The sequence below is a fragment of the Mycobacterium sp. IDUB_36 genome (assembly GCF_055419225.1).
In genome coordinates this window covers 938,443-963,395 of the sequence record NZ_JBVAXH010000002.1, presented here as the reverse complement: position 1 = coordinate 963,395, position 24,953 = coordinate 938,443, and the positions used below count along the sequence as shown (strand labels likewise).

Genomic DNA, 24,953 nt, shown 5'->3' with positions numbered 1-24,953 from the left:
ATGCCGCCGATCGACCCGGCACACCCGCCCGCTGCGCACCGCGACGAGGAAAGCGGCTGGTTGCGCGCCCGCGAGCTCCAAAAGCGGCTCTACGACGGCGGATTCGCCGGAATCTGCTTCCCGCGCGAATACGGCGGCTTGGGCCTGGACTACGAGTATCAGAAGGCGTTCAACGACGAGAGCCTCAGCTACGAGATGCCGCTGATCCTCAACACCCCGACGTTCACCATCTGCTGCGCGACCCTGCTGGACACCGCAAGCGAGGAGATCAAGCGGGAGCGCATCGGAGCGGCGCTACGGGGCGACGAGGTACTCGTCCAGCTGTTGTCCGAGCCCAGCGGGGGGTCGGACCTCGCCGGTGTGCTGACCCGCGCCGACCGCCAGGGTGACCGGTGGGTGCTCAACGGCGCAAAGACGTGGAGCACCAGTGCATTCGGCGCCGACTACGGCCTCTGTCTGGCCCGCACCGACTGGAACGTGCCCAAGCACAACGGCCTGACCATGTTCCTGGTGCCGATCAAGCATCCCGGAATCACGATGCGGCGCATCACTCAGCTCAACGGCTCGACGGAGTTCTGCGAGGAGTTCCTCGACAACGTCGATGTGGGCGACGACGCCGTGGTCGGCAAGGTCGACGACGGGTGGACGGTGGCCTCCCGTCAGCTCTATCACGAGCGCCGCGCGGTCGGGATGGGTTCGGAATTCGCCAGCGGCAGCGGCAGCGAGGGCGGCCGCTCGACACCGGTGAACTACGTGCGATTGGCCGCGGTCACCGGCCAGTCCGACAACGAGCGGGTGCGCCAAATCGCCGGGCGTGCACTGGTGCACCGCGCGGTCAGCGACCAACTGGGCGGACACGTCTTCCGCAGTGTGAACGACGGGTCACTGCCGCCGGCCGCCGGAACACTGCTGCGGCTGTTCCACGCCGAGACAATCACTTTGGAGATGGACGCGGGACTGGCCATCACCGGAACCGCCGGTGTCGTCGGCATCGACGGAGAGGGGCTGGAGACCGGTCTGCGCTACCTGTCCCGTCAGAGCGTCTGCATCGGCGGCGGCACCAGCGAGCTGGCCCGCAACGTGATCGGCGAGCGGGTGCTGAACTTCCCGCGCGAATACGCCGCCGACCGTGGCGTGCCGTTCAACCAGGTCAAGCACGGCAAGTCCGGCGGCTAGACCGTCCGCGCCAGCCGGTTCGCCAGCAGGTCGGCAAATCGTGCCGGATCCTCGGGTGCGTTGCCCTCCGCGAGAAGTGCCGCACCGTACAGCAATTCAGCAGTCTCGCCGTTCGTCGGGTCGTCGCCGCGGTCCTTGTGGGCCTGCTGCAGACCGGTGATCAGCGGGTGGGTCGGGTTGATCTCCAGGGTTCGCTTGCCGACCGGCACGTCCTGGCCGGTGGCGCGGTAGATCCGGGCCAGCGACGGAGTGATGCCGAACGCGTCGGTGATCAGGCAGGCCGGCGAATCGGTCAGGCGCGTGGACAGCCGCACCTCCTTGATGTGATCACTCAGCGTCTCGGACAGCCAGGTGAGCAGGTCGGCGAAGTTCTCCTCCTGCTCTTTGCGTTCGGCTTCGTGCTCGGATTTCTCTTCCTCGGTGTCGAGGTCGACGTCGCCCATCGCGATCGACTGCAGCGGCTTGCCGTCGAACTCGGTGACGGAACCGAGCCAGATCTCGTCGACGGTGTCGGAGAGCAGTAGCACCTCGTAACCCTTGGCCTTGAACGCCTCGAGGTGCGGAGTGTTGAGGATCTGCTGTGCCGATTCGCCGGTGGCGTAGAAGATCTGCCGCTGGCCCTCTTTCATCCGCTCGACGTATTCGGCCAGCGTGGTGAGTTGGTCCTCGTTGTGGGTGGACGCGAACGAGGAGATCTCGAGTAGCGCCTCCTGGTTGTCGAAGTCCCGCATCAAGCCTTCTTTGAGGACCTTGCCGAACTCGCTCCAGAAGGTGCGGTAATCGTCCGGTCGCTCGGTTTGCAATTCCTTGATGGTCGACAGGATCTTCTTGGTCAGCCGCCGCCGGATCGCGTTGATCTGACGGTCTTGTTGCAGGATCTCGCGGGACACGTTGAGCGACAGATCCTGAGCGTCGACGACACCCTTGACGAAGCGCAGGTATCGGGGGATGAGCTGGTCGAAGTCGCCCATGATGAACACCCGTTTGACGTACAACTGGACGCCCGTGCCGGCGTCCGGTTCGTACAGGTCCAGCGGTGCCCGCGACGGAATGAACAGCAGCGCTTGGTATTCGAAGGTGCCTTCGGCCTTCATCGAGATCACTTCGAGGGGCTCGTCCCAGGCGTGCGCGACGTGCTTGTAGAACTCCTTGTACTCCTCGTCGGAGACTTCGTCCTTCGGCCGGGCCCATAACGCCTTGCCCGAGTTGAGGGTCTCCACCTCGGTGGTGACGGTCTCGTCGTCGGTGCCCTCCCCGGATCGCTTCTCGACCTCCATACGGATCGGCCAGGCGATGAAGTCGGAGTACTTCTTGACCAGCGTCCGGAGTTTCCATTCCGAGGTGTAGTCGTGCAGCGCGTCCTCGGCGTCGACCGGCTTGAGGTGGAGGGTGACCGACGTGCCCTGCGGGGCGTCCTCGACCGCCCCGATCGTGTAGGTGCCGTCGCCGCTCGACTCCCACGTGATGGCCTCGTTGTCGCCGGCCTTGTGGGTGAGCAGCTCCACCTTGTCGGCCACCATGAACGTGGAATAGAAGCCGATGCCGAACTGGCCGATCAGCTCCTCGGACACCGCGGCGTTCTTCGCGTCCTTCAACTGCTGGCGTAGTTCGGCCGTGCCCGACTTGGCCAGCGTGCCGATCAGGTCGACCACTTCGGCGCGGGTCATGCCGATGCCGTTGTCGCGAATCGTCAGCGTGCGGGCGTCGGTGTCGACGTCGATCTCGATGTGCAGATCCGACGTGTCGACGTCCAGGTCCTTGTTGCGGAAGGCCTCGATGCGCAGCTTGTCCAGCGCGTCAGACGCGTTGGAGATCAATTCCCGCAGGAACGAGTCCTTGTCGGAGTAGACCGAGTGCACCATCAAATCCAGGAGTTGGCGCGCCTCGGCCTGGAACTCCAACTGCTCGACGCCGGAAGTCATGAGATTCCCCTCTACCAGACGGTATTCGAGGGCAGGCTACAGGACTGCGCCGCCGCGGGTTTCCGTGCACCTTTTCGGCTTCTTTCCTATCTTTAGTAGAATAGATACGATAGATTTTTGGTCGGCCTGTCCTGCAATGACGCAGTCGTGGAAGAGAAGCGATGGAGTTGAACGCTCATCCGGTCCCAGTCGTGGGTCGGGTCAGCGCCCCTGCCGCGCCCACGACGACCCGTGCCGACCCCACCTCCGTGCCGAATGTCTTGAGCGCCAATACAGGTCGCGTTGTCGAGCGCATGAAAGGGGACGGGCTATGGGCAGAGTGACAGGCAAGGTTGCGGTCGTCAGCGGTGCCGCGCGGGGACAGGGACGCTCGCATGCGCGGATGCTCGCCGCCGAAGGCGCCGACATCATCGCGCTGGACCTGTGCGAGGACATCGAGACCAACGAGTACCCGCTCGCCCGGCCCGAGGACCTCGACGAAACCGCTCGGCTCGTCGAAAAAGAAGGTCAGCGGATCGTCACCGAGATCGCTGACGTCCGGGACCGCGCCGCGCTCGCAGCCGCAATCGACCGGGGTGTCGCCGAGCTGGGTCGTCTCGACATCGTCATCGCCAACGCCGGGATCTGCCCGCTGACGGCGGGCCTCCCGGCGCAGGCCTTCGCCGACGCCGTCGATGTCGACCTCGGCGGTGTGCTCAACCTGGTGCATGCCAGCCTCAAGTACCTGGAGTCCGGCGCATCGATCATCGTGATCGGGTCCAACGCGGCCTTCATGTCCTCGATGAACACCACCGGCATCGACGGTGGCCCCGGCGGGGCCGGTTACGCCTTCGCGAAAATCGCTGCCGCGCACTATGTCAACGACTTCGCCCGCGCGTTGGCGCCATTCTCGATTCGGATGAATGCGGTGCACCCGACGAACGTCAACACCGACATGCTGCACAGTGCCCCGATGTACCGGGCCTTCCGGCCGGACTTGCCCAATCCGACCCGCGAGGATGCCGAACCGATTTTCCCCCTGGTTCAGGCCATGCCGATTCCCTATGTCGAACCCGAAGACATCAGCGAGGCCGTGCTGTTCCTGGCCTCCGATGCCGCCCGTTACATCACCGGCCAGCAGCTTCGTGTCGACGGTGGCGGATTCCTGAAGGTGAAGCCGTGGTCGGGCTCATGAGGATTGGCGAATCACACTGCACGGGAATCGGAAAAGGAGTGGCCTAGTGCCTAAAGGCATCATCTACCTGGAAACCATGCCGGTGACGGCGGACCGCGAAGCCGAGTACCACGAGTGGTACAACAATACCCATCTGGCCGAGATCTGTTCGGTCGACGGAATCGTCTCGGCGCGCCGGTTCGCCCCGAGCGACGGCACCGGCCCGTTCATCGCCATCTACGAACTCGACTGCGACGACCTCGACGGCGTGGTGCAGAAGCTGGGTGAGCTCGGTGCCAGCGGCAAGATGTCGTCGCTGGAGTTGCTCAACCTGGATACGCCGCCAATTCCCAGGGTGTACCGGGAGATTGGTTCCTACTCACAGTGACGGCGGCGACGGAAGTCTCTGCCGACGGCGAGCGGCGGCTCTATGCGCTGATGGTGCTGATGAAGGCTGCCGACGATCGGCTCTCCAAGGGCATCGGCACCGGTGAGTTCATGTGCGTGTACTGGCCGTCGCGCGGGCAGGAGGCCATCGCGGCGGCAATGGGCGCCTCGCTGCGGCCGGACGACCAGTTGGTCACCACGTACCGCGGCCTGCACGACCTGATCGGCAAAGGCGTACCGCTCGAAGAGATCTACGGCGAGATGATGGGACGGGTCGTGGGCGCCAGCCGCGGCAAGGGCGGCACCATGCACATCGCCAAGCCCGAGAACGGCGTGATGCTGTCGACCGGGATCGTCGGTGCCGGGCCGCCGGTGGCGGTCGGCCTCGCGATGTCGGCCCAGCGCAAGGGGATCGACCGGGTCACAGTGGTCAGCTTCGGCGACGGAGCGACGAACACCGGGTCATTCCACGAGGCGGCCAATATGGCTGCGCTGTGGGATCTTCCGCTGGTCTTCGTGTGCCAGAACAATCTCTACGCCGAGATGACACCCACCGGCGACACCATGAAGATCGAGCACGTCGCCGACCGGGCAGCCGGCTACGGCATGCCAGGTGTGCGCGTCGACGGTAACGACCCGCTGGCGGTGAAAGCCGTTCTCGACGAGGCACTTCAGCGGGCGCGCGGTGGCGGCGGGCCCACCTTCATCGAGTGCGTGACTTTCCGCTTTCGCGGTCACTACTTCGGCGACCGGATGCCCTACATTCCCAAGGAGCAGCTGGCCGCGGCGATGGACGCCGACCCGGTGCCGAAGTTCCGGTCGCACCTCGCCGAGGCCGGCATCTGCACCGAGGCCGAATTGGACGGCATCGACGACGAGGCGCTGGCGACGGTCGAGGCCGCACTGCAGACCGTGATGAGCGCCGAGTCGCCCACGATCGACGAACTCGATCACGACGTGTACGCAACTCCGATCAGGTATCCGGTGTAAAGGCATGGACGACAAAGAGATGACGATGCGCGAGGCGCTCAACCTCGCGTTGGATCAGGCCCTGCAAGCCGATGAGCGGGTGTTCCTGCTCGGTGAGGACATCGCCGACCCCGGCGCGTCCGGGCCCACGGCGGGGTTGTCGACGAAGTACGGCCACGACCGGGTGCTGGACACCCCGATCTCGGAGGCGGCGATCGTCGGCGCCGCCATCGGCGCGGCCATCGACGGCATGCTGCCGGTCGCCGAGATCATGATCATGGACTTCATCGGGATCGCCGCCGACCAGTTGATCAACAACGCGGCCAAGCTGCGATTCATGACCGCCGGACGGACGACCGCGCCGATCACCGTCCGCACGCAGGTTTATGCGGGATTGGCCACCGGCGCAACGCATTCCCAGGGCTTGGAGGCATGGTTCATGCACATCCCGGGCATGAAGGTGATCGTGCCGTCCACCCCGCGTGACGGCAAGGGCCTGCTGGCGTCGGCGATTTTCGACGAGGACCCGTGCCTGTTCATCGAAACAGTTCGATTGCAGGGCAAGAAGGGACCCGTGCCGCTCGATCCCGGTTTCCGGATTCCACTGGGACAGGCCGACATCAAGCGGCCCGGCAGCGACGTCACGCTGATCAGTTACGGCCGCGCCGTCCACGATGCGCTGGCCGCGGCGGAAACCCTGAGCGGCCAAGACGTCAGCGCCGAGGTCGTCGACCTGCGAACCCTGGTCCCGCTCGACGTCGACACCCTTGTCGAATCCGTCCGACGCACCCGCCGGGCGGTCATCGTGCACGACGCCGTGCAATTCGCCGGCCCGGGAGCGGAGATCGCGGCAATCCTGCAAGCCGAACTGTTCGGTGAGCTCGCCGCACCCGTCGAGCGGGTGGCCGCCAGGTTCGTGCCCAATCCCGCTGCGGCCGCCCTCGAGTCGCAGGTCTATCCGTCGCCCCAGCGCATCGTCGATGCTGCGCTGCGCACTCTGGAGCGGGCGGGAGCCCATGGCTGACTTCATCATTCGCATTCCCCGGGTATCGGTCGCCGTCTCCGAAGCCGAGCTGACCGATCTGCTTGTCCCGGGCGGCCAGCACGTCGACGAGGGCACACCGATCTTTGTGATCGCCACCGAGAAGGTGGAACAGGAAATCGAAGCCGGGGCTTCGGGCACCGTGCAATGGACCGGCGAGATCGGCACAACCTACGACATCGGCGCAGAAATCGGCGTCATCACCGCATAAGGCTTCATCACCGCACAGGGCTACATCACGTCAGAACAGAAGGGCAAAACACATGGACCTGAACGAGACTCGGGAACGGATCATCTACCAGAAGGATGGCCCGATCGCCAAGATCACCCTCAACTGGCCGGAGAAGGCCAACGCGCAAGACCAGAAGCTGGCCGAGGAAGTCGACGCCGCGCTACTCGACGCCGATCGCGACTACGACATCAAAGTGCTGGTGCTCAAGGCCAATGGCAAAGGTTTCTGCTCCGGGCACGCGATCGGCAACAACGCCGTCGACTACCCGGCGTTCGTGGAGAACGCCATGGTGACCGGCCACCCGTGGAAGGCGCAGTCGGACCTGTTCGTCAAGCCGACCCTGAACCTGTGGGAGTTCTCCAAGCCCACCATCGCCCAGGTGCACGGCTACTGCGTGGGTGGCGGCACGCACATGGGTCTGACCACCGACATCGTCATCGCCTCCGAGGACGCCTACTTCTCCTACCCGCCGCTGCAGGGGTTCGGCATGCCTTCGGGTGAATGTTCCATCGAGCCATGGGTGTTCATGAACTGGCGCCGTGCCGCCTACTACTTGTTCACCGCCGAGGTGATCGACGCCAAGAAGGCCTTGGAGGTCGGCCTGGTCAACGAGGTGGTCAAGCGCGAGGAACTGGACGACCGGGTGGATGCGATCGCCCGCCACATCGCGCAGGCACCCTTGACGACGCTGATGCTCACCAAGGCCAACTTGAAGCGGGCCTGGGAGTTGATGGGCATGCGGGTGCACTGGCAGAGCTCGAATGACCTCGTCGCGCTCGCCTCGATCAGCAAGGACGTCCAGCAGCTGATCCAGACGGTGTTCAAGGACAAGGTGCTGCCGTCCGAGCACGCCCGTCGCCAAGCTGCCGCGGCGGCATCGACCGACGGCGCACCCACCGCCTGAGCCCACCTGTGAACATCGCCGAACACGCGGTCAGCGCCGGCCCGTCGCCGGCGCTGGTCATGTCCGACGGCGAGGTGGTCTCCTATGGCCAGCTGCACGCCGCCGGCCAGCGCGTCGCCGCGGCGCTACACAGTGCGGGGCTGCGACCCGGAGACGGCGTCGCTCTGGTGCTGTCGAATCGGCCGGAGTTCTTCGAAATCACCTGGGGTTGCCAGCTTTCCGGGCTCTACTACACGGCGGTCAACACTCACTTCACCCCCGACGAAGTCGCATACGTGATAGACGACTCCGATGCCAAAGCGGTGTTCGTCGAGGCCTCGATGCCCGAGCTCGCGGCGCATCTGCAAAGCGCCAACGACGGTGTCGAGGTGAACGTCGCGGTCGGTGGGACGTTGCCCGGCTGGCAGTCCTACGACGAGGTGATGGCCGCGGCCGGTGAGGCACCACCGGTGACGGACGGCTCGGAGATGCTGTACTCGTCGGGCACCACGGGTCGGCCCAAAGCCGTGCGACGGCCGCTGCCGACCGACGGCAACGGCTCATGGGCGCAGTCGGTGCTGGAACTGGCGCTGATCCACAAGTACGAGATGACCGCGTCGAGCGTCTATCTGTCGCCGGCGCCGATGTATCACGCCGCTGGCATCAACTACACGATGGCGGTCAATCGCGTTGGCGCCGCGGCGATCATCATGCGCAAGTTCGACGCCGAGGACGTGCTGCGCCTGATCGAGACGCATCGAGTCACCCACGCCCAGTTCGTGCCGACGATGTTCGTGCGGATGCTGAAATTGCCCGAGGCGGTGCGGCGACGCTACGACGTGTCGAGCCTGCGGTGCGTCATCCATGCGGCGGCGCCGTGCCCCGTCGACGTCAAGCAGCAGATGATGGACTGGTTCGGCCCGATCATCCACGAATACTACGGCGGCACCGAAGGATTCGCGGGTACCACGATCGGGCCGCGGGAGTGGCTGGCTCATCCGGGCTCGGTGGGAATACCGATGTCACCCGTCCATGTCGTCGGTGACGACGGGCAGGAGGTCCCGGTCGGGCAGACCGGTGAGCTCTTCTTCGAAGGCGGGCCGAGGTTCGAATACTTTAAGGACCCGGCCAAGACCGCGTCGGTGTCCAACGATCGCGGCTGGCGTTCGCTGGGGGACATGGGCTACGTCGACGACGACGGCTACTTGTACCTGACCGACCGTTCGACATTCATGATCGTCTCCGGTGGGGTGAACATCTATCCGCAAGAGGCGGAGAACCTGCTGACCATGCATCCCAAGCTGGTCGACGCCGCGGTCTTCGGCGTGCCCAACGACGAGTTCGGCGAAGAGGTGAAGGCGGTCGTCGAGCCGGCGGCCGGCGTCGCCGCCGGTCCCGAGCTGGAAACCGAGCTCATCGAGTATTGCCGAACCCACCTCGCGGGCTACAAATGCCCGCGCACAATCGAATTCGACGTCCTGCCCCGCGACCCGAACGGCAAGCTCTACAAACGGCGTATCCGGGAGCGTTACTGGCAGGGCCGGGCATCCCGGATCGTATGAATCTGACAAGGACAATCTGATGAACGCGCGAGCAGATGTGAACTGGACACCGCTACCGGTGCCCCTGGCCGTCGAAGACCCGAGCCGGATTCCCAAGCAGCGTTACTACGATCCCGACTTCTACGCGGCCGAGGCGGAGCTGTTCTGGCCGCGGGTCTGGCAGATGGCATGTCGGCTCGAGGAGATTCCGAAGGCCGGCGACTTCGTCGAGTACGAGATCCTGGACCAGTCGGTCATCGTGGTGCGGGTCGACGCCGACACGGTCCGCGCCTACCACAACGCCTGCCGCCACCGCGGGGTGAAGCTGGTGGAGGGCAACGGTTCTCTTCCGGGGGCCCGGCGACGCACATTCGTCTGCCCGTTCCACGGCTGGTGCTGGGATATCGACGGCCGCAACACGTTCGTGCTGCGGCCGGAGGCGTTCGCCGAGGACAACATCGGGCCCGGTGACCTGGAACTGGTCCAGGTCAAGAGCGAGCTGTGGGGTGGTTGCGTCTGGATCAACCTCGACGACAATGCCCCGCCGCTGCGCGACTGGATGGAGCCGTTCGCCTCGATCTACGACGCCTGGAAGGTCGAATCGCTGCGCGTCGAGTGGTGGCAGTCCTGCCGGCTGCCGGTGAACTGGAAACTCGCGACTGCCGCCTTCATGGAGGGCTACCACGTTCCGCAGACCCACCCGCAGCTGCTGCCGTCGGCGTCGACCGGAAGTGCCTCGGAGGCAGTGCATCCGGTGGTGGCCAGCAGCCTGTATTTCATGCGCACACTGGGTGACGGCATGGGAGGCATGACCCACGAAAACGACATCCGGATCGCCGAGGGCCTGCAGACTCTTCAGCTGCCCTCCGACCCGGCCCAGGCGCTGGCCGGTTGGCGCAGCGCGCTCAACGATGCGGTGGTCAACTGGCATCGGGCCCGCGGCAGCGCGATGCCCGACCTGAATGACCTGATCCGCCAGGGCATCACCGACGCGATCGGATTCGCCTTCCCGCACCATTTCATCCTGCCGACATACAGCAGCGCCTCGTCGTACCGGATCCGGCCGCTGGGACCGGAGGAGACCCTGTTCGAGATCTGGTCTTTGACCCGGATGCCCGACGACCAGTCCACCGGGCGGCCGACACCGCCGGAGCCACTGGCGCCCGACGACCCGCGCTGGCCGCCGATCCCGGCTCAAGATTTCTCCAATCTGCCGAGGCAGCAGAAGGGGTTGCACTCCAAGGGGTTTGACTACATGCGGCTCTCGGGTCAGATCGAGGGACTGATCTCGAACTTCGAGCGTGTCATAGACGGCTTCCTGGCCGGTCTGCCGTATGACGCGCTGGTGCCGGCGATCCAGAAGACGAACACCACCATCGATGTTCCGATTGCCGATCTCGGATTCACCTCGGAGGCGCAATGACCACGCACTGGGACCGGTCGGTCGACCTGGTGATCGCCGGTAGCGGCGGCGGCGGCATGGTCGCCGGCCTGGCCGCGCTCGACAGTGGCCTCGAGCCGTTGATCGTGGAAAAGCAAGCCTTGGTGGGCGGTTCGACGGGGCTGTCCGGCGGAATCGTGTGGCTGCCCAACAATCCGCTGATGCGGGCCGACGGCATCGCCGATTCGCACGAGGACGGCCTCGCCTACCTTGCTGACGTGGTGGGGGAGATCGGGCCGGCGTCGTCGCACGAACGACGCGAGATGTTTCTTACCGCGGGCTACGAGATGATCAACTTCCTGGTCCGCCGCGGCGTCAAGCTGGTCCGGTGTGCCGGGTGGAGTGACTACTACCCGAATCACAAGGGCGGCAATGCGGCCGGCCGTGCCGTGGAGGGTATCCCGTTCGACGCGGCCGAACTGGGCGCCTGGCACGACAAGGTGCAGCCGTCGCTCGCCAAGAACTACGGCTACACCGTGCTGACCAACGAGCTCCGGTCGGTGCAGTATTTCAACCGTGCGCCCAAGGCTTTCGCGGTGGCGACCAAGGTCTTCCTGCGCACGGCCGCGGGCCGGGCGCGCCGACGGCAGATCCTGACCAACGGCGCGTCGCTGATCGGTCAGATGCTGAAGGCGCTGATGGATGTCAGCGACGGCCGGCCGCCGCTGTGGACCAACGCCGCCGTCGACGACCTCATCGTGCAGGACGGTCGGGTGGTGGGTGTGCGCATCGTCCGCGACGGAAAACCGGTCAACGTCGAAGCCCGACGCGGAGTCCTGTTGGCCGCGGGCGGATTCGGGCACAACGCCGAGATGCGCCAGAAGTACAGCGGCGACCAGCCTAACGACGCCAAGTGGTCGATCGCCAATGCCGGTGACACCGGCGAAGTCCTGCAGAACGCGATGGAAATCGGCGCCAAGGTCGACCTGCTCGACGAAGCCTGGTGGTTGCCTTCGGTATTCCTGCCCGACCGGGTTGTCGCGGCGTCGCTCGGTTCGGGGCGTCAGCGCCCGGGTGCCATCTACGTCGACTCCTCCGGCCGGCGGTTCTGCAATGAGTCGAATTCCTACGTCGAGGTCGGCAAGGCGATGTACGCCAACAAGGCGGTGCCCTGCTGGATGGTCTTCGACGACGGGTATGTGCGTCGCTACGTCACCAGCGCGAACCCGCTCAAGCGCAACACGCAGCTGCCGGCCGAGCTCATCGAGTCCGGCGCGGTCAAGCGTGCCGACAGCATCGAGGACCTGGCCCGCCAGACCGAGCTGCCCGCCGACGAGTTGGCGCGAACAGTGCAGCGCTTCAACGGTTTTGCCGCCAAAGGGCTCGACCCCGACTTCGGCCGCGGCCAGTCTGCCTACAACGACTGCCTGGGTGATCCGGGGTATCGGCCCAACGCCGCCGTCGGCCCGCTGGACCGGGCGCCGTTCTACGCGACCAGGGTGCTACCGGCCGACGTCGGAACGTGCGGCGGCGTGATCACCAACGAGTACGCCCAAGTGCTCGACGAGCAGGATCAGGTGATCGAAGGCCTGTACGCCACCGGAAACAACACCGCGACCGTGATGGGCCGGACCTATCCGGGCGCCGGCGCGAGCATCGCCAGCTCGATGGTGTTCGGCTACGTGGCCGCCCGCCATGCGGCCGGGCGTGCGCTGCCCGGCGAGCGCAGCCGCTAGTCTTTCGCGGGCTCGCCCTCGTCACGACCGATGAATTCCCTTGGCTTCAAACCGGATTGCATCAGCTGCGACCGGCGTTCCTGGACGTCGGAGGCCGCGCCGACCATGTTGGTCAGGATGTGGCTGACCTGTAGATGCACCCGCATGCCCATCAACTCGTAGGCGCGTTTGACGCTGTTCTTGACCGCCATCGACGTGGTCAGCGGCACCTGTGCGATCTTGCGCGCCATCTCCTCGACGGTGTCTTCGAGCTGGTCGCGCGGCACCACCTTGTTGAGCAGGCCCCACTCCAGCGCCTCGGCCGCCGAGAGCGTGGGCGCCAGCAGCAGCCAGTCCATAGTGCGGTGCCAGTTCATCAGCAGCCACGGCTCGATCATGGTGTGCCCGCCGGGTTCTCCGAGACTCTGGGCGAGCGGCATCTGGAAGTACGCGTCCTCGGATGCCACGCAGAAATCGGTCAGCAGGCCGAGATAGATCCCGCCGCCCATGCAGTAGCCGTGGATCTGCGAGATCGTCGGCTTCGGAAACTCCCACAGATACAACGTCGGCCAGAGGAACAGGTCGGCGGTGCCTTTGTAAAGATCTTCGAACGAGTCACCGAAATCGGGATACGGGTTTTCGTCGGGACCCCAGCGGGCCACGTGCCCACCGCAGAAACCGTTGCCGTTGGCCTTGAGGATCACCACTTTGATCTCGCGGTCACGGTCTGCTTCGTGCAGGCAGGCGTCGACTTCCTGGACCAACGTCGCGTCCTTGGTGTTGGCCTTGTCGGCCCGGTTCAAGATGATCCGTGCGATCGGCGGTTCGCGTTCGTAGATAACCGCTTCCAGGGTGCGCCGTTCCATGGTGGCTGGATCTGTCTCGGTAACCGGTTCCGGCGATCGGCGGATCAGGCGTTTACCGGCTTGCCGACCTTCATCAGTTCCATCAGGTTGCCACCCATGATCTTGGCGACGTCCTCTTCGCTGAAGTCTTTGAGCTCGTCGACGAAGCTGATCGGGTCCTTGAGGCCCTCGGGGTGCGGCCAGTCGGAGCCGAACAGCACCCGGTCGGTGCCGACCATGTTCACGATCTCGGTGAACCGGTCCTCCCAGAACGGGGTGATGTAGACGCAGCGCTTGAACGCCTGCACCGGGTCCTCGGTGAATGCCTGCGGCATCTTCTTGTACACGCCGGTAAGGCCTTTGAACAGATCCGGCACCCAGTCGGCGCCGTTCTCGATCGACAGGATCCGCAGATCCGGGTTGCGCGACAGCGCGCCGTGGCACACCAGCGCGCCCATGGCGTCGAGAATCGGCCGGTGGCCCATCGCGAAGCTACGGAAGGGGGTCGGCTTGAACGGCAGGAACTCGTCGCCCGGTTCCCAGACGTTGGCGAACTCGGAGTAACCACTGTCCGAGGCGTGCATCGACACCGGAATGCCGGCCTTGACGCAGGCCTGCCAGAACGGGTCGAACTCCTCGAGTCCGAACGACCGGCTGCCCCTGAACCCGGGCACCGGGGCCGGGCGGACCAGCACGGTGCGCGCGCCGCGCTCCAGACACCATTCGAGCTCTTCGAGCGCGCGCTCGACGATCGGCAGGGTGATGACCGGGGTGGCGAAGATGCGGTCCTTGTGGTTGAACGTCCACTGCTCGTACATCCACTCGTTCAGCGCATGGATGACGTCATGGGTCATCTCCGGGTCGTCCTTCATCCGCTCTTCGACCAGGCTGGCCAGGGTCGGGAACATCAGGGCGTAGTCGATGCCGAGTTCGTCCATCACCTCCAGCCGTGCGGCCGGCTCACGGAACGCGGGGATCGACTTCATCGGCTCGCCGAGAATCTCGCGGTAGGTCTTGCCCTGCGCGCCGTTGCGGAAGTAGTCCTCCTGCGCACCCGGCTTGGCCACGACCGAGAAGGTCGGGTTGGGGATGTATTCGCTGATGTGGCCGCGCACCACGATTTTGGTGCGGCCGCGAACCTCGACGTAGTCGATGGCGCGCTTCCGGTTCTCCGGAAGGTATTTGGTCAGCGCTTCCTGCGGCTCGTACATGTGGTTGTCGGCGTCGAAGACCGGGAAGGACAGTTGGCGAGACGGCATAACAATCTCCTGAAGAGGGCTGCGGTTCGTTGAGTGCTGGCGTTCTCACTTAGTGGTAATGACGTTACCACTAATGCCGCCGGGGCTGAAGCCGCGACGATCAGGACTTCGGCCAGTCCGGCGGCAGCTTCGGTGTCTCGCCGTTGATCACCGCGAAGTTGACGGTCGCCGAGGCGAGCAGCGCGTCGTCGCCGTCACCGTCGGACAGGACGTCGATCTGCATGACCATGGCCCGCCGGCCGCCGCGCAGCATCCGCGGCACCGCGTAGGCCGTCCCGCCCCGGATCGGCCGAAGGTAGCGGATGTTCATGTCGGCGGTCGTCATCGTGGTGCCGTCCTGCAGATAGTCCAGACCGAACTGGCCTCCGGCGACATCGATGAGCGTGGCGATCAAGCCCCCCTGCAGGGCTCCGGAGGTGTTGACCACCTGCGGGCTCACCGGAATCGTCATCGCGAATTCGCCGTTGCGCGAACCGGGTCGCATGCCGATCTGCTCGAACAACTCCGCCAGCGTCGGCGTCTCGGGTGGAACGCTCTCGTCGGCGCCGAGCGCGCGGACGCAGAAGTCGTAGAGGTGGGCGGCATCGATGGGGGCACCGTTCAATTCGGCTCCGAGCCAATGCAACCGAAGGGCGCCCAGAATGGTCTGCATGACGATCGCCGCGCCGGGGCCGACGTCGACGGTGGGCCGGAAGACGCCTTCGCTGATGCCGCGCTGGATGACGTCGCGGAGCAGATCGTGCAGCGGTGAGAGCACCCGGGCGTAATCCTGCGGGCGGGTCTCGGACAGATGCTGGTTGTACAGGTTCATCGCCCGGTTCAGGCTGTCCTGGGTGGTCGACTCGGGTTCCTCGCTGATCCGGTCGATGATCAGCTTGATCGCCGCGGTGCTGGCCAGTCCGTTCGTCTCGGTGCGCCAGGCCTGCGACGACTGAGCCATCGTCCGCTCCAGCAGTGCGATCAGCAGTTCGTCCTTGCTGCTGAAGTGCTGGTAGAACGCCCGCAGGGACGTCTTCGATCGGGCGACGACCTCTTGCACGGTGAAGTCCGTGCGCCCGGTCTCACGGAGGATCTCGACGGCGGTCTTGATGAAGCGGGCGTCTCTGGTCGACGGTTCGGCTTCGACGGCTTCCTTCTCTACGGCCATGACGCCTCCTCGCTCGCACACCTGTTGCGCTGTGAGAATGAGGTTACCGCGCGCGGGCCGCTAGGGAACGCTGTCCCAACCCTGCTCGGGGCCGCCGCCGCACGTCCGGCTGCCGACGCCGGTGCCGGGATCCGGGCCGCCGAGGATCGTGAGACAGCCGCCGAGAGCAGCGGTGATGTGACCGTCGGGTTGCGGGCTCCAATGCTGGCTGTTCCAGCAGGCGACCAGCCGCACCGCTTCGATGTCCTGCGGCTTGTTCAGGCATTTCCCGGGGAAGGCCGAGCTCTCGAGTCGCTGGTCGCCGGTCAGAATCCAGCGCTGGAAGTCGGCTCCGTTGCACGGGTTGACGACTACGTGGTTGGGCCAGGCGTCGCTCGGCGCGTCGAGGCAGGCGTCGCCGAGTCGGCTCTTGATCTCGACCGCGCCGTCGGCCGCCGCGCTGCCGGCTGTGGCGATCGCGCCGGCGAACACGGCACCGACGACGGCAAGGACCCGGGGGATTCCGTTCATCAGGCGATTGTCGACCACGGCCTGCGGCGCCGACGGCGTTCTGGCCGGAATCGCGCAGACACCGCGATTATTTGGCGACGGCCGACTCCTTGCCGACGTCTTCGAGGTTCACACCCGTCGTCTCGATCCGGAAGAAGTACGTCACGACGGCGCCGGCCAGAAAGCACCCGACAAGGCCCCAGAGCAGTGCGCTGGTGCCGATCGACTTGAGCAGGATCGGGAAGAGGAACGCCGTCAACACCGCGCCGATCTTGGCGAAGGACGCCGCGAATCCGGCGCCTTTGCCCCGGACCTCGGTGGGGAAGACCTCGCCCGCGAGCAGATAGGTCATCGCGTTCGGCCCGAAGTTGACCATGAAGTAGAACAGCGTGAAACCGAGGAACAGCAGCCACATCACGTTGCTGCCATCGGATTTGATGGACAGTCCCGAGAGCAGCAGCCCCACTGCGCAACCGATGAAGCCCCAGATCTGCAATTTGATCCGCCCGACCCGGTCCACCAGGAAGATCGCCACGATGACGCCGAGCACGAACAGCACATCCATCATCGCCGACCCCTTGGCGCCAAGGATGTCGTTGTGGATGGTGTCGGCCAGCGCGTGTGACTTGGACTCCTTGCCGATCACCGCGGCCAGGATCGTCGGCGTGAAAATGCCGATGCCGTAGACGCCCAAGTCCTGCAGGAACCACGGCACCGAAGCCAGGATCGTCGCGCGACGGTTGCGCTTCTTGAACAGCGCCCGATAGGTCGCGTGCTCGTCGGCGGCCTGGTGGGTCTGCGCCAGGTGGGCCAGCGACACACTCTTGGGGTACTGCGGAGTGCGTTTGAGCAGTTGGGTGGTGGCCTTCTCACCCTCGTCGGTACGTCCCTTCGACACCAGCCAGTGCGGGCTCTCGGTGACGTACAAGCGACCGATCACCACCAGGATGGCCGGCACGATCGCCGCGGCGTACATGATTCGCCAGGCACCCAGGTCGGGGTTGGCGTACAGGATGCCGAAGCCCAGTGCCGTACCGAAGAACGCTCCGACAGCCTGGAAAGCGAAGGCGCTCAGCACAAGTCGCCCGCGCATCGAGGTGGCGATGCTCTCCGAGATGACCATGTGCGCGGTCGGATAGTCGCATCCCAGCGCGACGCCGGCGCCGAAAAGACAGATGACCAGCGTGACGAAATTGGGCGCGAACGTGAGCCCGATCAGAAACACCGCGAAGATGATCATCTCGATGATGAACATTTTCTTGCGTCCGTAGCTGTCGGCCAGGCCGCCGAGCGCGGTGGCGCCGACCAGGATGCCCGCCAGCGAGGAGGCGGTCACCAGGCCTTTGTCGGTCGCGTTGAGGTGGAATTGAATCGAAATCAGCGGCAGGGCAACGCCGGTCATGAACACGACCATGCCCTCGAAGAATTTGCCCGCGCAGGCGAGTGCCCAGATGCGGAACTGCATGGCGGTCATCGGCATCGACTTCAACGTCGTGCCGTCGGGCCACTGCGGCAACTCGTCGATGTACTCCTGCACCGTCTTGCCGTTGACCTGCGGTGTGTCGAGCGTGTCCGTCATGTCGTTTCTCCCAGAGTCATCGCGCAACCCACCGGCCAGTGCCAGCCTCGCAGACGCTAAGTCAGGTAGCTGAACGTGCGCTGACGACCCGATGAATTCGGCAAACCGTATGAGCTTCACCTGTTGTTCGTTTGCGGCTTGATTCGAATTCGGCAACGGTGCCTTTTAATGTTCGCGGGCGCGCTCGATTCGACGCGCGGCGCTGCCACGCGGTTTCTAGGAGGCAAACATGAAGCAGCGCAACGGCTTTCTGGGCACTATCGGCCTGCTCGTCGCGGTCTGCGTGGCCCTGTCGGCGTGTAGTCACCTCGACACACCGCCGAGCTACGCCAAGGGTGTCAGCGTCGACTGCGGGGGCAAACAGGATCTCACCGGCAGCGGCTCGACCGCGCAGGCCGACGCGATGAGCCACTTCATCACGAGCTACCAGGAATCGTGCTCGGGGAAGCAACTGACCTACGCGGCCACCGGTTCGGGTGCCGGTGTCGCCGAATTCCTCGCCGCCAAGACCGATTTCGGCGGCTCGGATTCACCGCTGCGCGGCGGTGAGTACGCCGACGCGAAAAGGCGCTGCGGCGACGCTGACGCCTGGAACCTGCCGGCGGTCTTCGGCCCGATCGCGATCACGTTCAACGTGAAGAGCACCGACGTCCTGAGTTTCGACGCACCGACCCTGGCCAAGATCTTCAGCGGCGCCATCACCCGGTGGGACGACCCGGCGATCACCACGCTGAACGGGAACATGCCGGCGGAGGACATTCATGTCATCTACCGCGGCGACGCATCGGGAACCAGTGACAACTTCCAGCAGTACCTGCAGACCGCGGCCGGCGGCGCTTGGACCAAGGGCGCGGGCATGACCTTCAACGGCGGCACCGGCACCGCGGCGCGAGGCAACGAAGGCACCGCGGCGGCGGTCAAGAACACCGAGGGCGCGATCGGCTACAACGAATGGTCGTACGCGATGAAGCAACACCTCGACGTGGCCGGCATCAAGACCGCGGGCGGTGTGGTGCACATCGGCAACGACTGGGTCGGCAAGACCATCTCCGATGTCAGCATCGAAGGCCGTGGCAACGACCTCGTGCTGGATCTGTCGAAGGTGTATGCCACAACGACGCCCGGCGCCTACCCGATCCTGCTGGCCAGCTACGAGCTGGTCTGCTCGAAATACCCTGACGCGCAGGTGGGTACGGCTGTTAAGGCGTTCATGGAGTCGACGATCACCACCGGCCAGCACGGCCTCACCCCGCTGGGATACATCCCGCTGCCGGCCGATTTCCAGACCCGGGTGGCCGCGGCCGTGACAAGCATCAGGTGAGCTGGGGCCGTTCCTGAGCCGTGGTCAGCCGCCGCGGGCTTCGACCATCGCCGACCGGTTGATCTTGGTCGCCGCGGTGCGGGGAATCTCGTCGATGAATTCGACGGTCTTGGGAACCTTGTAGGCGGCCAGCCGGGCCTTGGCGAAACCGATCACGTCCTGCTCGGTCAGCGGGTTCGCGTCGTCGGCCAGCTGAATCACCGCGTGCACCCGGCGGCCCCATTCGCTGTCGGCAAGACCGATGACGACGACGTCGACGATGTCGTCGTGTTCGACGAGCGCGCATTCCACTTCGGCCGGAAAGACATTGGCCCCGCCGGTGATGATCATGTCGCTGCGGCGATCGGCGATGTAGAGGTACCCGTCGTCGTCGAGGTGGCCGATGTCGCCGGCGGTCCGGAACCCGTCGGGTGTCGACGCCAGCAGCGGAGCGCCGCCGAGATAGAGGTATCCCGCGCTCATCGGGGAGCGCAGATACACCTCGCCGAGTTCGCCGGGCGGCACCGGCTGGCGCTGCTGGTCGAGGATCCGCACCTCGGTGTCGCGGAAGCCGCGGCCGACGCTGCCGGGATGAGTCAGCCACTCGTCACCGCGTAAAGCGGTCAGCCCCAGGTTCTCTGTCATCCCGTAGGCCATCACGACCTGTTCGGGACTGAGCAGGTCGAACCAGGTGCGCAACAACGCGTGCGGCATGACCGCGGCGCCCTGCAAAATCCAGGCGATGCTGGACAGATCCCGGTCCAAGATGTCGGGTAGCGCCGCGATGCGCGACAGCATGGTCGGCGTTGCGGTGAAGTTGGTGATGCGGTACTTCTCGACAGCCTCGACAACCAGTGCAGCGTCGAACTTTTCGAGCACCACCAACTCGTCGCCACCCAGCAGGTAGGTCAGCGGCGAGAAGCCGTTGGTGTGATACATCGGGCCGGGCACCAGAATGGTCTGCGGGGTAGGGGTCGGAGCCCACGCGGCCAGGAACGGGAACGACGATTCCGGTGTCCACGCCCCGTCCGCCAGCGTCAGGATCACCTTCGGCAGCCCGGTGGACCCGCTACTGCAAATCCCGTTCGCCTTGGGAGACACCACGTCTGGCAGCACATCGGTGGATTGGCCGGCGGCGCTCGCGACGAGGGCGTCCCGGGTCTCCTCGTCGACGGCGACCGCGGGCGCGATCACCTCCAGCACCCGCAAACGCTCCCAGTCGGGCAGGTCCCAGCGCATCGGGACCGGGACGGCGCCGATCTTCCAGCAGCCCAGCGCCGCGAGGACGAATTCCACCGAATTGGGAATGCCCAGTGCGACAAGCGAACCGAATTGGGTTCCGGCGGCTGCCAACGCCCGGCCCCACTGATTGGCCCGCAGGTCGAGCTCGGCGAAGGTCATCGACTGCGCGCTGCGGTCGCGTGCCAGCACGGTCAAGGCCCGGTCGTCACCGCGTTGTTCGGCGAGCTGCCGGAGCTTGGCGCCGAACGGGATTCCAGCGTCCGCCGGACCGGCGGCGGCGCCCGAGGCGGATGTCTGTGTGGTCATGCCGATACCGGGCCGGAGAACAAGGTCTCGAACCCGCCGCTGCGCACCTCCGGGAGCAGTCGCATCGCGAGCACCTCGGTGCCGACCGGCAGGCGGACGAGCGGCTGCGTGTGCCGATCGAGCACGCTGACGTCGGACTCGTCGCAGAAGCCCAGTGCTCCGAGGAGTTGATGTGCGACGCGGAAGACCTGTCGCGCGGTCTCGGTGGCCTTGAGTCTGAGGATCAGCGCATCGGCCGAATACACTTGCGCCGGAGCCGATTCCATGCGGCTGATCGTATACTTGGCCAATTCGTGCAGTCCGCGGGCGGCCACCCCGGCGTCGGCGATGGTGAACCGGACGGCTTGGAATTCGGCGAGCGGTTTGCCGAACTGCATTCTGGCCTTGACGTGCTGTCGGGTGATCTCCAGGGCTTGTTGCACGGCGCCCACGATGCGCCATGAACCCAGGGTCAGGTGCCGGGCGACGTCGGCGCCGGGCACCGTCCCGTCGGGCTGACCCAATGTTGCCGGTACCAGGAACGGCCCGAGCTTCGCGGCGGTGCGTGACGACGGCTGGACCGGGTAGCGCGTGCCGTCGAGGTCCGTGGCGATCCAGTCGCCGGTCAGGTCGCCGTGGTCGATGCGCGGCGCCTCGGGATTGACCAGGGCCAGGCGTGCGCCGTCGACGGCCAACAGTTCTTCGACGAGCGGGTAGGGCAGTGCCGCGGCGCCGGCCGCCTGGCAGAGCACCGCCGCCGCCAGCAGGTCGTCCGCGGAGCCGCGGACATCGAGATCGAATGCGCCGAGATCGGACAGTGCGGTCCGGGCGGCGTCCCGCAACCCGTCGTCGGTTTCGGCCAGCAGCGCGGTCGGCACGCCGCCGAAGCGGGTCAACCGCTTGGTCGCGACGGCGGCGAACTCGGCAATGTCTTGCGGCAGAGCGGTTTCCATCAGCGATCTCCCAACGTTTCGCGCGCCACCAGCATCCGCTGCACTTCGATCGTCCCGGACGCGACCGTGGCCGCCTGGGCGTAGCGCCAGTGGTCCTCGACAGCGCCGTGCAAGGGGGCCGACATGCCGCTGTCCAGGGCGGACGGGCCGAGCACGTCGAACAACAATTCCGCCACCAATTGGTCGCAGGTGGTGGTCGCGATGCGGGCGGCGCTGGCCGCAGCACCGGCCGACGGGTCGTCCTGCAGCGACACCGCGCGGTAGGCGAGCAGCCGCGCGATCCGCAAGTCGATCAGCGCCCGTACCCAGCGGGTGCGAATCGACTCGGGCAGCCGGTCCCAGTTGTCGCCAAGCTCGGCTTGCATCCGGTCCAGCAGCGACTCGCACCGCGCATACCGGGCGATCCCGACCCGTTCGAACGCCAGCGCTTCGCGCATCACCCGCCAGCCGTCGCCCAATTCACCGAGCACCTCGTCGGGGAAGACCTCGACACCGTCGAGGAACACCTCGTTGAGGTGATGCGGCCCCAGCATCGACCGGATCGGCCGCACCGTGATCCCGGCCCGGTCCATCGGAACCAGAAAAAGGCTGATGCGCTTGGCTTTCGGGGCATCCGGGTCGGTGCAGGCCGCCAGCACACACCACGATGCCATCAGGGCGTAGGACGTCCACACCTTCTGCCCGGTGACGCGCCAGCCGTCGCCGTCCGGGATCGCGCGGGTCCGCAGCGACGCCAGGTCGGTGCCGGCCTCGGGCTCGGAGAACCCCTGGCACCAGATCACTTCGCCCGCGGCGATCGCGGACAGGTGCCGGGCCTTCTGCTCGTCGGTCCCGTACCGCATCAGCGCCGGGCCGACCCAGTTGATGCCCATGTACTGGGCGCCGCGAGGCTCGTGGTGCGCCCACATCTCCTCTCGCAGCACGGTCTGCTGCCACACCGAACCTCCGCCGCCACCATGCTCTTTCGGCCAGGCCAGCGCCAGCAGGCCGTCGGAGGCGAGCATCTTGCAGAACGACTCGGTGGTCGCGAGGTCCTTGGGGTCGTTGGTGCAGGAGCCCAGGAAGCCCTCGGGGATGTTCGACGAGATCAACTCCCGCAGGCGCACTCTGAGTTCGACGGCATCGGTGCCGAGGTCGTAATCCATCGTCATCCCTTCGGCAATCCGAGCAGTCGCTCGGCGATGATGTTGCGCTGGACCTCCGACGTTCCGCCGTAGATGGTCGCTGCGAGGGCGTCCTGGCGTTCGAAGAGCAGGTCGAGGTCGTCGATCGAACGCGGCCCGGCACCCGCGGCAGCGAGGTCCCAAACCCGTTGCAGGGTCGTGGAACCGAGCAATTTCAGAATGTCGGACTCCGGGCTCGGCAGCCCGGCCAACTCGTTGTTCAGCGCGCGATAGCCGGTCGCCCGCAACGCCTCGGCGTCGGCGAGTATCGAGCCGAGTTCGGAATACACCTCGCCGGAGGCGTAGTCGTCGTGAGTGGCCTGAGAATCCCGGACGTCCTTGAGCCCGCGCTGGATCTCCACCCAGTTCATGATCCAGATCATCTGCCGCTCATGGTTGAGCGACGACATCGCCACCTGCCATCCGCCGTTGATGTCGCCGAGCAGACTGTCAGCGGGTACCTCTACGTCGTCGAGGATGACTTCGCAGAACGTCTCGTCGGAGATCGATGCCATCCGGATCGGCTCGATGGTCAGCCCGGGAGACTCGAGATCGAGGATGAAGCAGGAGATCCCGCGATGCTTGGGGGCATCCGGATCGGTACGGGCGTACAGGGTGCACCAACGCGACAGGTGCGCCTGGGTCGTCCAGATCTTCCTGCCCCTGATTCGGAACACATCGCCGTCCGAGCCGTCGCGGACGGCGCGGGTGCGCAGGCCGGCGAAGTCGGACCCGGCTTCGGGTTCGGACATGCCCAGCGCCCACCACTCGTCGCCGCGGAGCAGCGGGACGAGGAGACGGTCGATCTGCTCGGGCGTGCCGAACTGCCGGATACCGGGCGCGGCGACACCGGGCCCGGCGACGTTGGGCAGCTTGGGGGCGGACCGCATGGCGGCCTCGAGCCGGATTTCCATCGCCTCGGCCAGCCCCAGCGACCGGCCACCGTGTTCGGGGGTCCAGGTCGGCTGCAGCCACCCGGCCTCGAACGCTGCGCGCTGATGGTCTCGTCGAAGGCCGACGTCCCAACGGTATTCGTCGTAGCGCTGGTAGTAGTCGTCGGGCAGAAAGTCAGCGAGCCACATCGCGTATTCGGCGGTGAGATCGGGGCTCATGAGCGCCGCTCCCGCATGTCGCTTCGCCCGGCATCGTCGTAGGCCGTCACGCTGGACTCCCCGCCAAGGTGTTTCCCGCGAAGCGACGCCCGACGGCGTGGTACAGCGCGCGGCTGTCTCCCATCGTCGAGGCGCCCTGCCAGGCGCGGCGTAAGTAGAGGTGCATGTCGTGTTCCCAGGTCTGGGCCAACGCGCCGTGGACCTGCACGCCGGTGCGCGCGCAGGCGACGGCGGCCTCGCCGGCCGCGGCCTTGGCCAACGCCGCCGCGTTCCAGCCCGCGCTGAGCGGTGTCGCCGGGTCGTCGAGCCGCGCGGCGGCGGCATAGGTCAGACCGCGGGCCCGCTCCAGCGCGACGTAGTTGTCGGCCAGGGCGTGCTTGATGCCCTGGAACGCGCCGATCGGCTTGCCGAACTGCTGCCGCGTCTTCGCGTGCTCGACCGAGCGGACCAGTGCGGCAGCGGCGACACCGACCAGGTCGGCGGCGGCGGCGAGCAGCGGTGTCGCCAGAGCCGACTCGAGGTGGACGGGTGCGACGGCGACGGGGGCGGCGTCCACCTCGACGTCGGCTACCGGTTGGGCTGGGTCGGTGCATTCGGTGTCGTGAACGGTGACGCCGTCGCCGACCCGGACGACGGCGGCGACGGGCCCGTCGGCCGACGAGGCCAGCGTGACCACCAGTTCGGCGCGGGGGAGGCCGGGCACCGCGATGGCGCGCCCCTGCACCCGTCCGCCCTCCAGCGTCATCGGCACGCCGGGCAGCCGGTACTCGGGCGGATGAACCGCGAGCGCCGCCACCACCCCGCCGCCGATGTCGGTCAGCACGTCGGCGACGTCAGACCCGGCCGCACGCAGTAGACCTGCGGCCAGGCCGACGCTGGACAGCAGCGGAACGGGTGCCAGGGCCGCGCCGCATTCTTCGAGAACAACCGTCAGATCCATCCGTCCGAAGGAGTTGTCGCCGTCGGGGACGGCGAGTTCGGTCCAGCCGAGGTCGACAACCGTCTTCCACAGAGCGCGCCAATGCTCGGGGTCCGTCATGGCGTGCCGGGCACTGGCCGGCGGGCATTCCGTACGCAGGACGTCACGCACGCTGTCGCGCAGCGCCAATTGTCCGGAATTCAGTCCAATGTCCATAAGGCCTCTAACATAATAAAAATAGTAATCTAGCGCGACAAGC

General features: G+C 66.1%; 22 protein-coding genes. 11 read left to right on the top strand and 11 right to left on the bottom strand.

The features are described from left to right. The gene (locus tag ACZYW1_RS22700) at nt 1-1,176 is read left to right on the top strand and encodes an acyl-CoA dehydrogenase family protein (RefSeq protein WP_463788848.1); all 1,176 of its coding nucleotides are present in this window, start codon (nt 1-3) and stop codon (nt 1,174-1,176) included. On the opposite strand, the gene htpG is transcribed toward ACZYW1_RS22700, so the two are convergent. Further along, nucleotides 1,173-3,098, bottom strand: a complete 1,926-nt coding sequence (gene htpG / locus ACZYW1_RS22695; RefSeq protein ID WP_463788695.1) for a molecular chaperone HtpG — start codon at nt 3,096-3,098, stop codon at nt 1,173-1,175. The two genes, ACZYW1_RS22700 and htpG, sit on opposite strands and share 4 nt — an antisense overlap. Before the next feature lie 310 nt (nt 3,099-3,408). On the opposite strand from htpG, the gene ACZYW1_RS22690 reads away from it, so the two are divergent. From ACZYW1_RS22690 to ACZYW1_RS22650, 9 genes are read left to right on the top strand one after another with little or no spacing between them, the layout of a single operon-like run. Next, nucleotides 3,409-4,272: a mycofactocin-coupled SDR family oxidoreductase gene (locus ACZYW1_RS22690; protein ID WP_463788694.1), complete on the top strand. Its 864-nt coding sequence runs from the start codon at nt 3,409-3,411 to the stop codon at nt 4,270-4,272. Nucleotides 4,273-4,318: 46 nt separating this feature from the next. Then, nucleotides 4,319-4,639, top strand: a complete 321-nt coding sequence (locus ACZYW1_RS22685) for a hypothetical protein (protein ID WP_463788693.1) — start codon at nt 4,319-4,321, stop codon at nt 4,637-4,639. Between the two features lie 50 nt (nt 4,640-4,689). Further along, nucleotides 4,690-5,628, top strand: a complete 939-nt coding sequence (locus ACZYW1_RS22680) for a thiamine pyrophosphate-dependent dehydrogenase E1 component subunit alpha (protein ID WP_463788847.1) — start codon at nt 4,690-4,692, stop codon at nt 5,626-5,628. Nucleotides 5,629-5,632: 4 nt separating this feature from the next. After that, nucleotides 5,633-6,631: an alpha-ketoacid dehydrogenase subunit beta gene (locus ACZYW1_RS22675; protein WP_463788692.1), complete on the top strand. Its 999-nt coding sequence runs from the start codon at nt 5,633-5,635 to the stop codon at nt 6,629-6,631. Beyond that, complete coding sequence (locus tag ACZYW1_RS22670) at nt 6,624-6,860, top strand: lipoyl domain-containing protein (RefSeq protein WP_463788691.1); 237 nt, start codon at nt 6,624-6,626, stop codon at nt 6,858-6,860. Before ACZYW1_RS22675 ends, ACZYW1_RS22670 begins: the two co-directional genes overlap by 8 nt. A 52-nt stretch (nt 6,861-6,912) precedes the next feature. Continuing rightward, entirely contained in the window at nt 6,913-7,785 is an 873-nt protein-coding gene (locus tag ACZYW1_RS22665; RefSeq protein ID WP_463788690.1) for an enoyl-CoA hydratase-related protein, read from the top strand. A gap of 8 nt (nt 7,786-7,793) precedes the next feature. Then, complete coding sequence (locus tag ACZYW1_RS22660) at nt 7,794-9,326, top strand: acyl-CoA synthetase (RefSeq protein WP_463788689.1); 1,533 nt, start codon at nt 7,794-7,796, stop codon at nt 9,324-9,326. A gap of 19 nt (nt 9,327-9,345) precedes the next feature. Then, nucleotides 9,346-10,728, top strand: a complete 1,383-nt coding sequence (locus ACZYW1_RS22655) for an aromatic ring-hydroxylating oxygenase subunit alpha (protein WP_463788688.1) — start codon at nt 9,346-9,348, stop codon at nt 10,726-10,728. Then, the gene (locus tag ACZYW1_RS22650) at nt 10,725-12,422 is read left to right on the top strand and encodes an FAD-binding protein (RefSeq protein WP_463788687.1); all 1,698 of its coding nucleotides are present in this window, start codon (nt 10,725-10,727) and stop codon (nt 12,420-12,422) included. Before ACZYW1_RS22655 ends, ACZYW1_RS22650 begins: the two co-directional genes overlap by 4 nt. On the opposite strand, the gene ACZYW1_RS22645 is transcribed toward ACZYW1_RS22650, so the two are convergent. From ACZYW1_RS22645 to ACZYW1_RS22625, 5 genes are all read right to left on the bottom strand, one after another. Continuing rightward, entirely contained in the window at nt 12,419-13,267 is an 849-nt protein-coding gene (locus ACZYW1_RS22645) for an enoyl-CoA hydratase-related protein (RefSeq protein WP_463788686.1), read from the bottom strand. The two genes, ACZYW1_RS22650 and ACZYW1_RS22645, sit on opposite strands and share 4 nt — an antisense overlap. 44 nt (nt 13,268-13,311) lie before the next feature. Next, the gene (locus ACZYW1_RS22640; protein WP_463788685.1) at nt 13,312-14,505 is read right to left on the bottom strand and encodes an amidohydrolase family protein; all 1,194 of its coding nucleotides are present in this window, start codon (nt 14,503-14,505) and stop codon (nt 13,312-13,314) included. Between the two features lie 100 nt (nt 14,506-14,605). Beyond that, nucleotides 14,606-15,652, bottom strand: a complete 1,047-nt coding sequence (locus ACZYW1_RS22635; RefSeq protein WP_463788684.1) for a hotdog fold thioesterase — start codon at nt 15,650-15,652, stop codon at nt 14,606-14,608. 60 nt (nt 15,653-15,712) lie between these two features. Continuing rightward, entirely contained in the window at nt 15,713-16,180 is a 468-nt protein-coding gene (locus tag ACZYW1_RS22630) for an RICIN domain-containing protein (RefSeq protein WP_463788683.1), read from the bottom strand. Nucleotides 16,181-16,229: 49 nt separating this feature from the next. Next, nucleotides 16,230-17,720 carry an MFS transporter gene (locus ACZYW1_RS22625; RefSeq protein WP_463788682.1) on the bottom strand — a complete coding sequence of 497 codons (1,491 nt, stop codon included), beginning with the start codon at nt 17,718-17,720 and terminating at the stop codon, nt 16,230-16,232. A gap of 229 nt (nt 17,721-17,949) precedes the next feature. Here ACZYW1_RS22625 and pstS point away from each other — a divergent pair, with 229 nt between their 5' ends. Continuing rightward, nucleotides 17,950-19,041, top strand: coding sequence for a phosphate ABC transporter substrate-binding protein PstS (gene pstS / locus ACZYW1_RS22620; protein ID WP_463788681.1), 1,092 nt, complete (start codon nt 17,950-17,952; stop codon nt 19,039-19,041). Between the two features lie 24 nt (nt 19,042-19,065). Here the strand turns inward: pstS and ACZYW1_RS22615 are convergent, their stop codons facing one another. Genes ACZYW1_RS22615 through ACZYW1_RS22595 form a run of 5 tightly spaced genes read right to left on the bottom strand, consistent with a single transcriptional unit; the run spans nt 19,066 to nt 24,910 of the window. Continuing rightward, nucleotides 19,066-20,568, bottom strand: coding sequence for a class I adenylate-forming enzyme family protein (locus ACZYW1_RS22615; RefSeq protein WP_463788680.1), 1,503 nt, complete (start codon nt 20,566-20,568; stop codon nt 19,066-19,068). After that, nucleotides 20,565-21,500: an acyl-CoA dehydrogenase family protein gene (locus ACZYW1_RS22610; protein WP_463788679.1), complete on the bottom strand. Its 936-nt coding sequence runs from the start codon at nt 21,498-21,500 to the stop codon at nt 20,565-20,567. Before ACZYW1_RS22610 ends, ACZYW1_RS22615 begins: the two co-directional genes overlap by 4 nt. After that, nucleotides 21,500-22,645 carry an acyl-CoA dehydrogenase family protein gene (locus ACZYW1_RS22605; RefSeq protein ID WP_463788678.1) on the bottom strand — a complete coding sequence of 382 codons (1,146 nt, stop codon included), beginning with the start codon at nt 22,643-22,645 and terminating at the stop codon, nt 21,500-21,502. The genes ACZYW1_RS22610 and ACZYW1_RS22605 overlap by 1 nt, the downstream gene beginning before the upstream one ends. Nucleotides 22,646-22,647: 2 nt before the next feature. Further along, on the bottom strand, nt 22,648-23,775 hold the full coding sequence (locus ACZYW1_RS22600) for an acyl-CoA dehydrogenase family protein (RefSeq protein ID WP_463788677.1): 1,128 nt from the start codon (nt 23,773-23,775) through the stop codon (nt 22,648-22,650). Nucleotides 23,776-23,821: 46 nt separating this feature from the next. Next, nucleotides 23,822-24,910 (bottom strand): acyl-CoA dehydrogenase family protein, encoded by a 1,089-nt coding sequence (locus tag ACZYW1_RS22595; RefSeq protein WP_463788676.1) that lies wholly within the window; start codon nt 24,908-24,910, stop codon nt 23,822-23,824. Nucleotides 24,911-24,953: the final 43 nt, after the last annotated feature.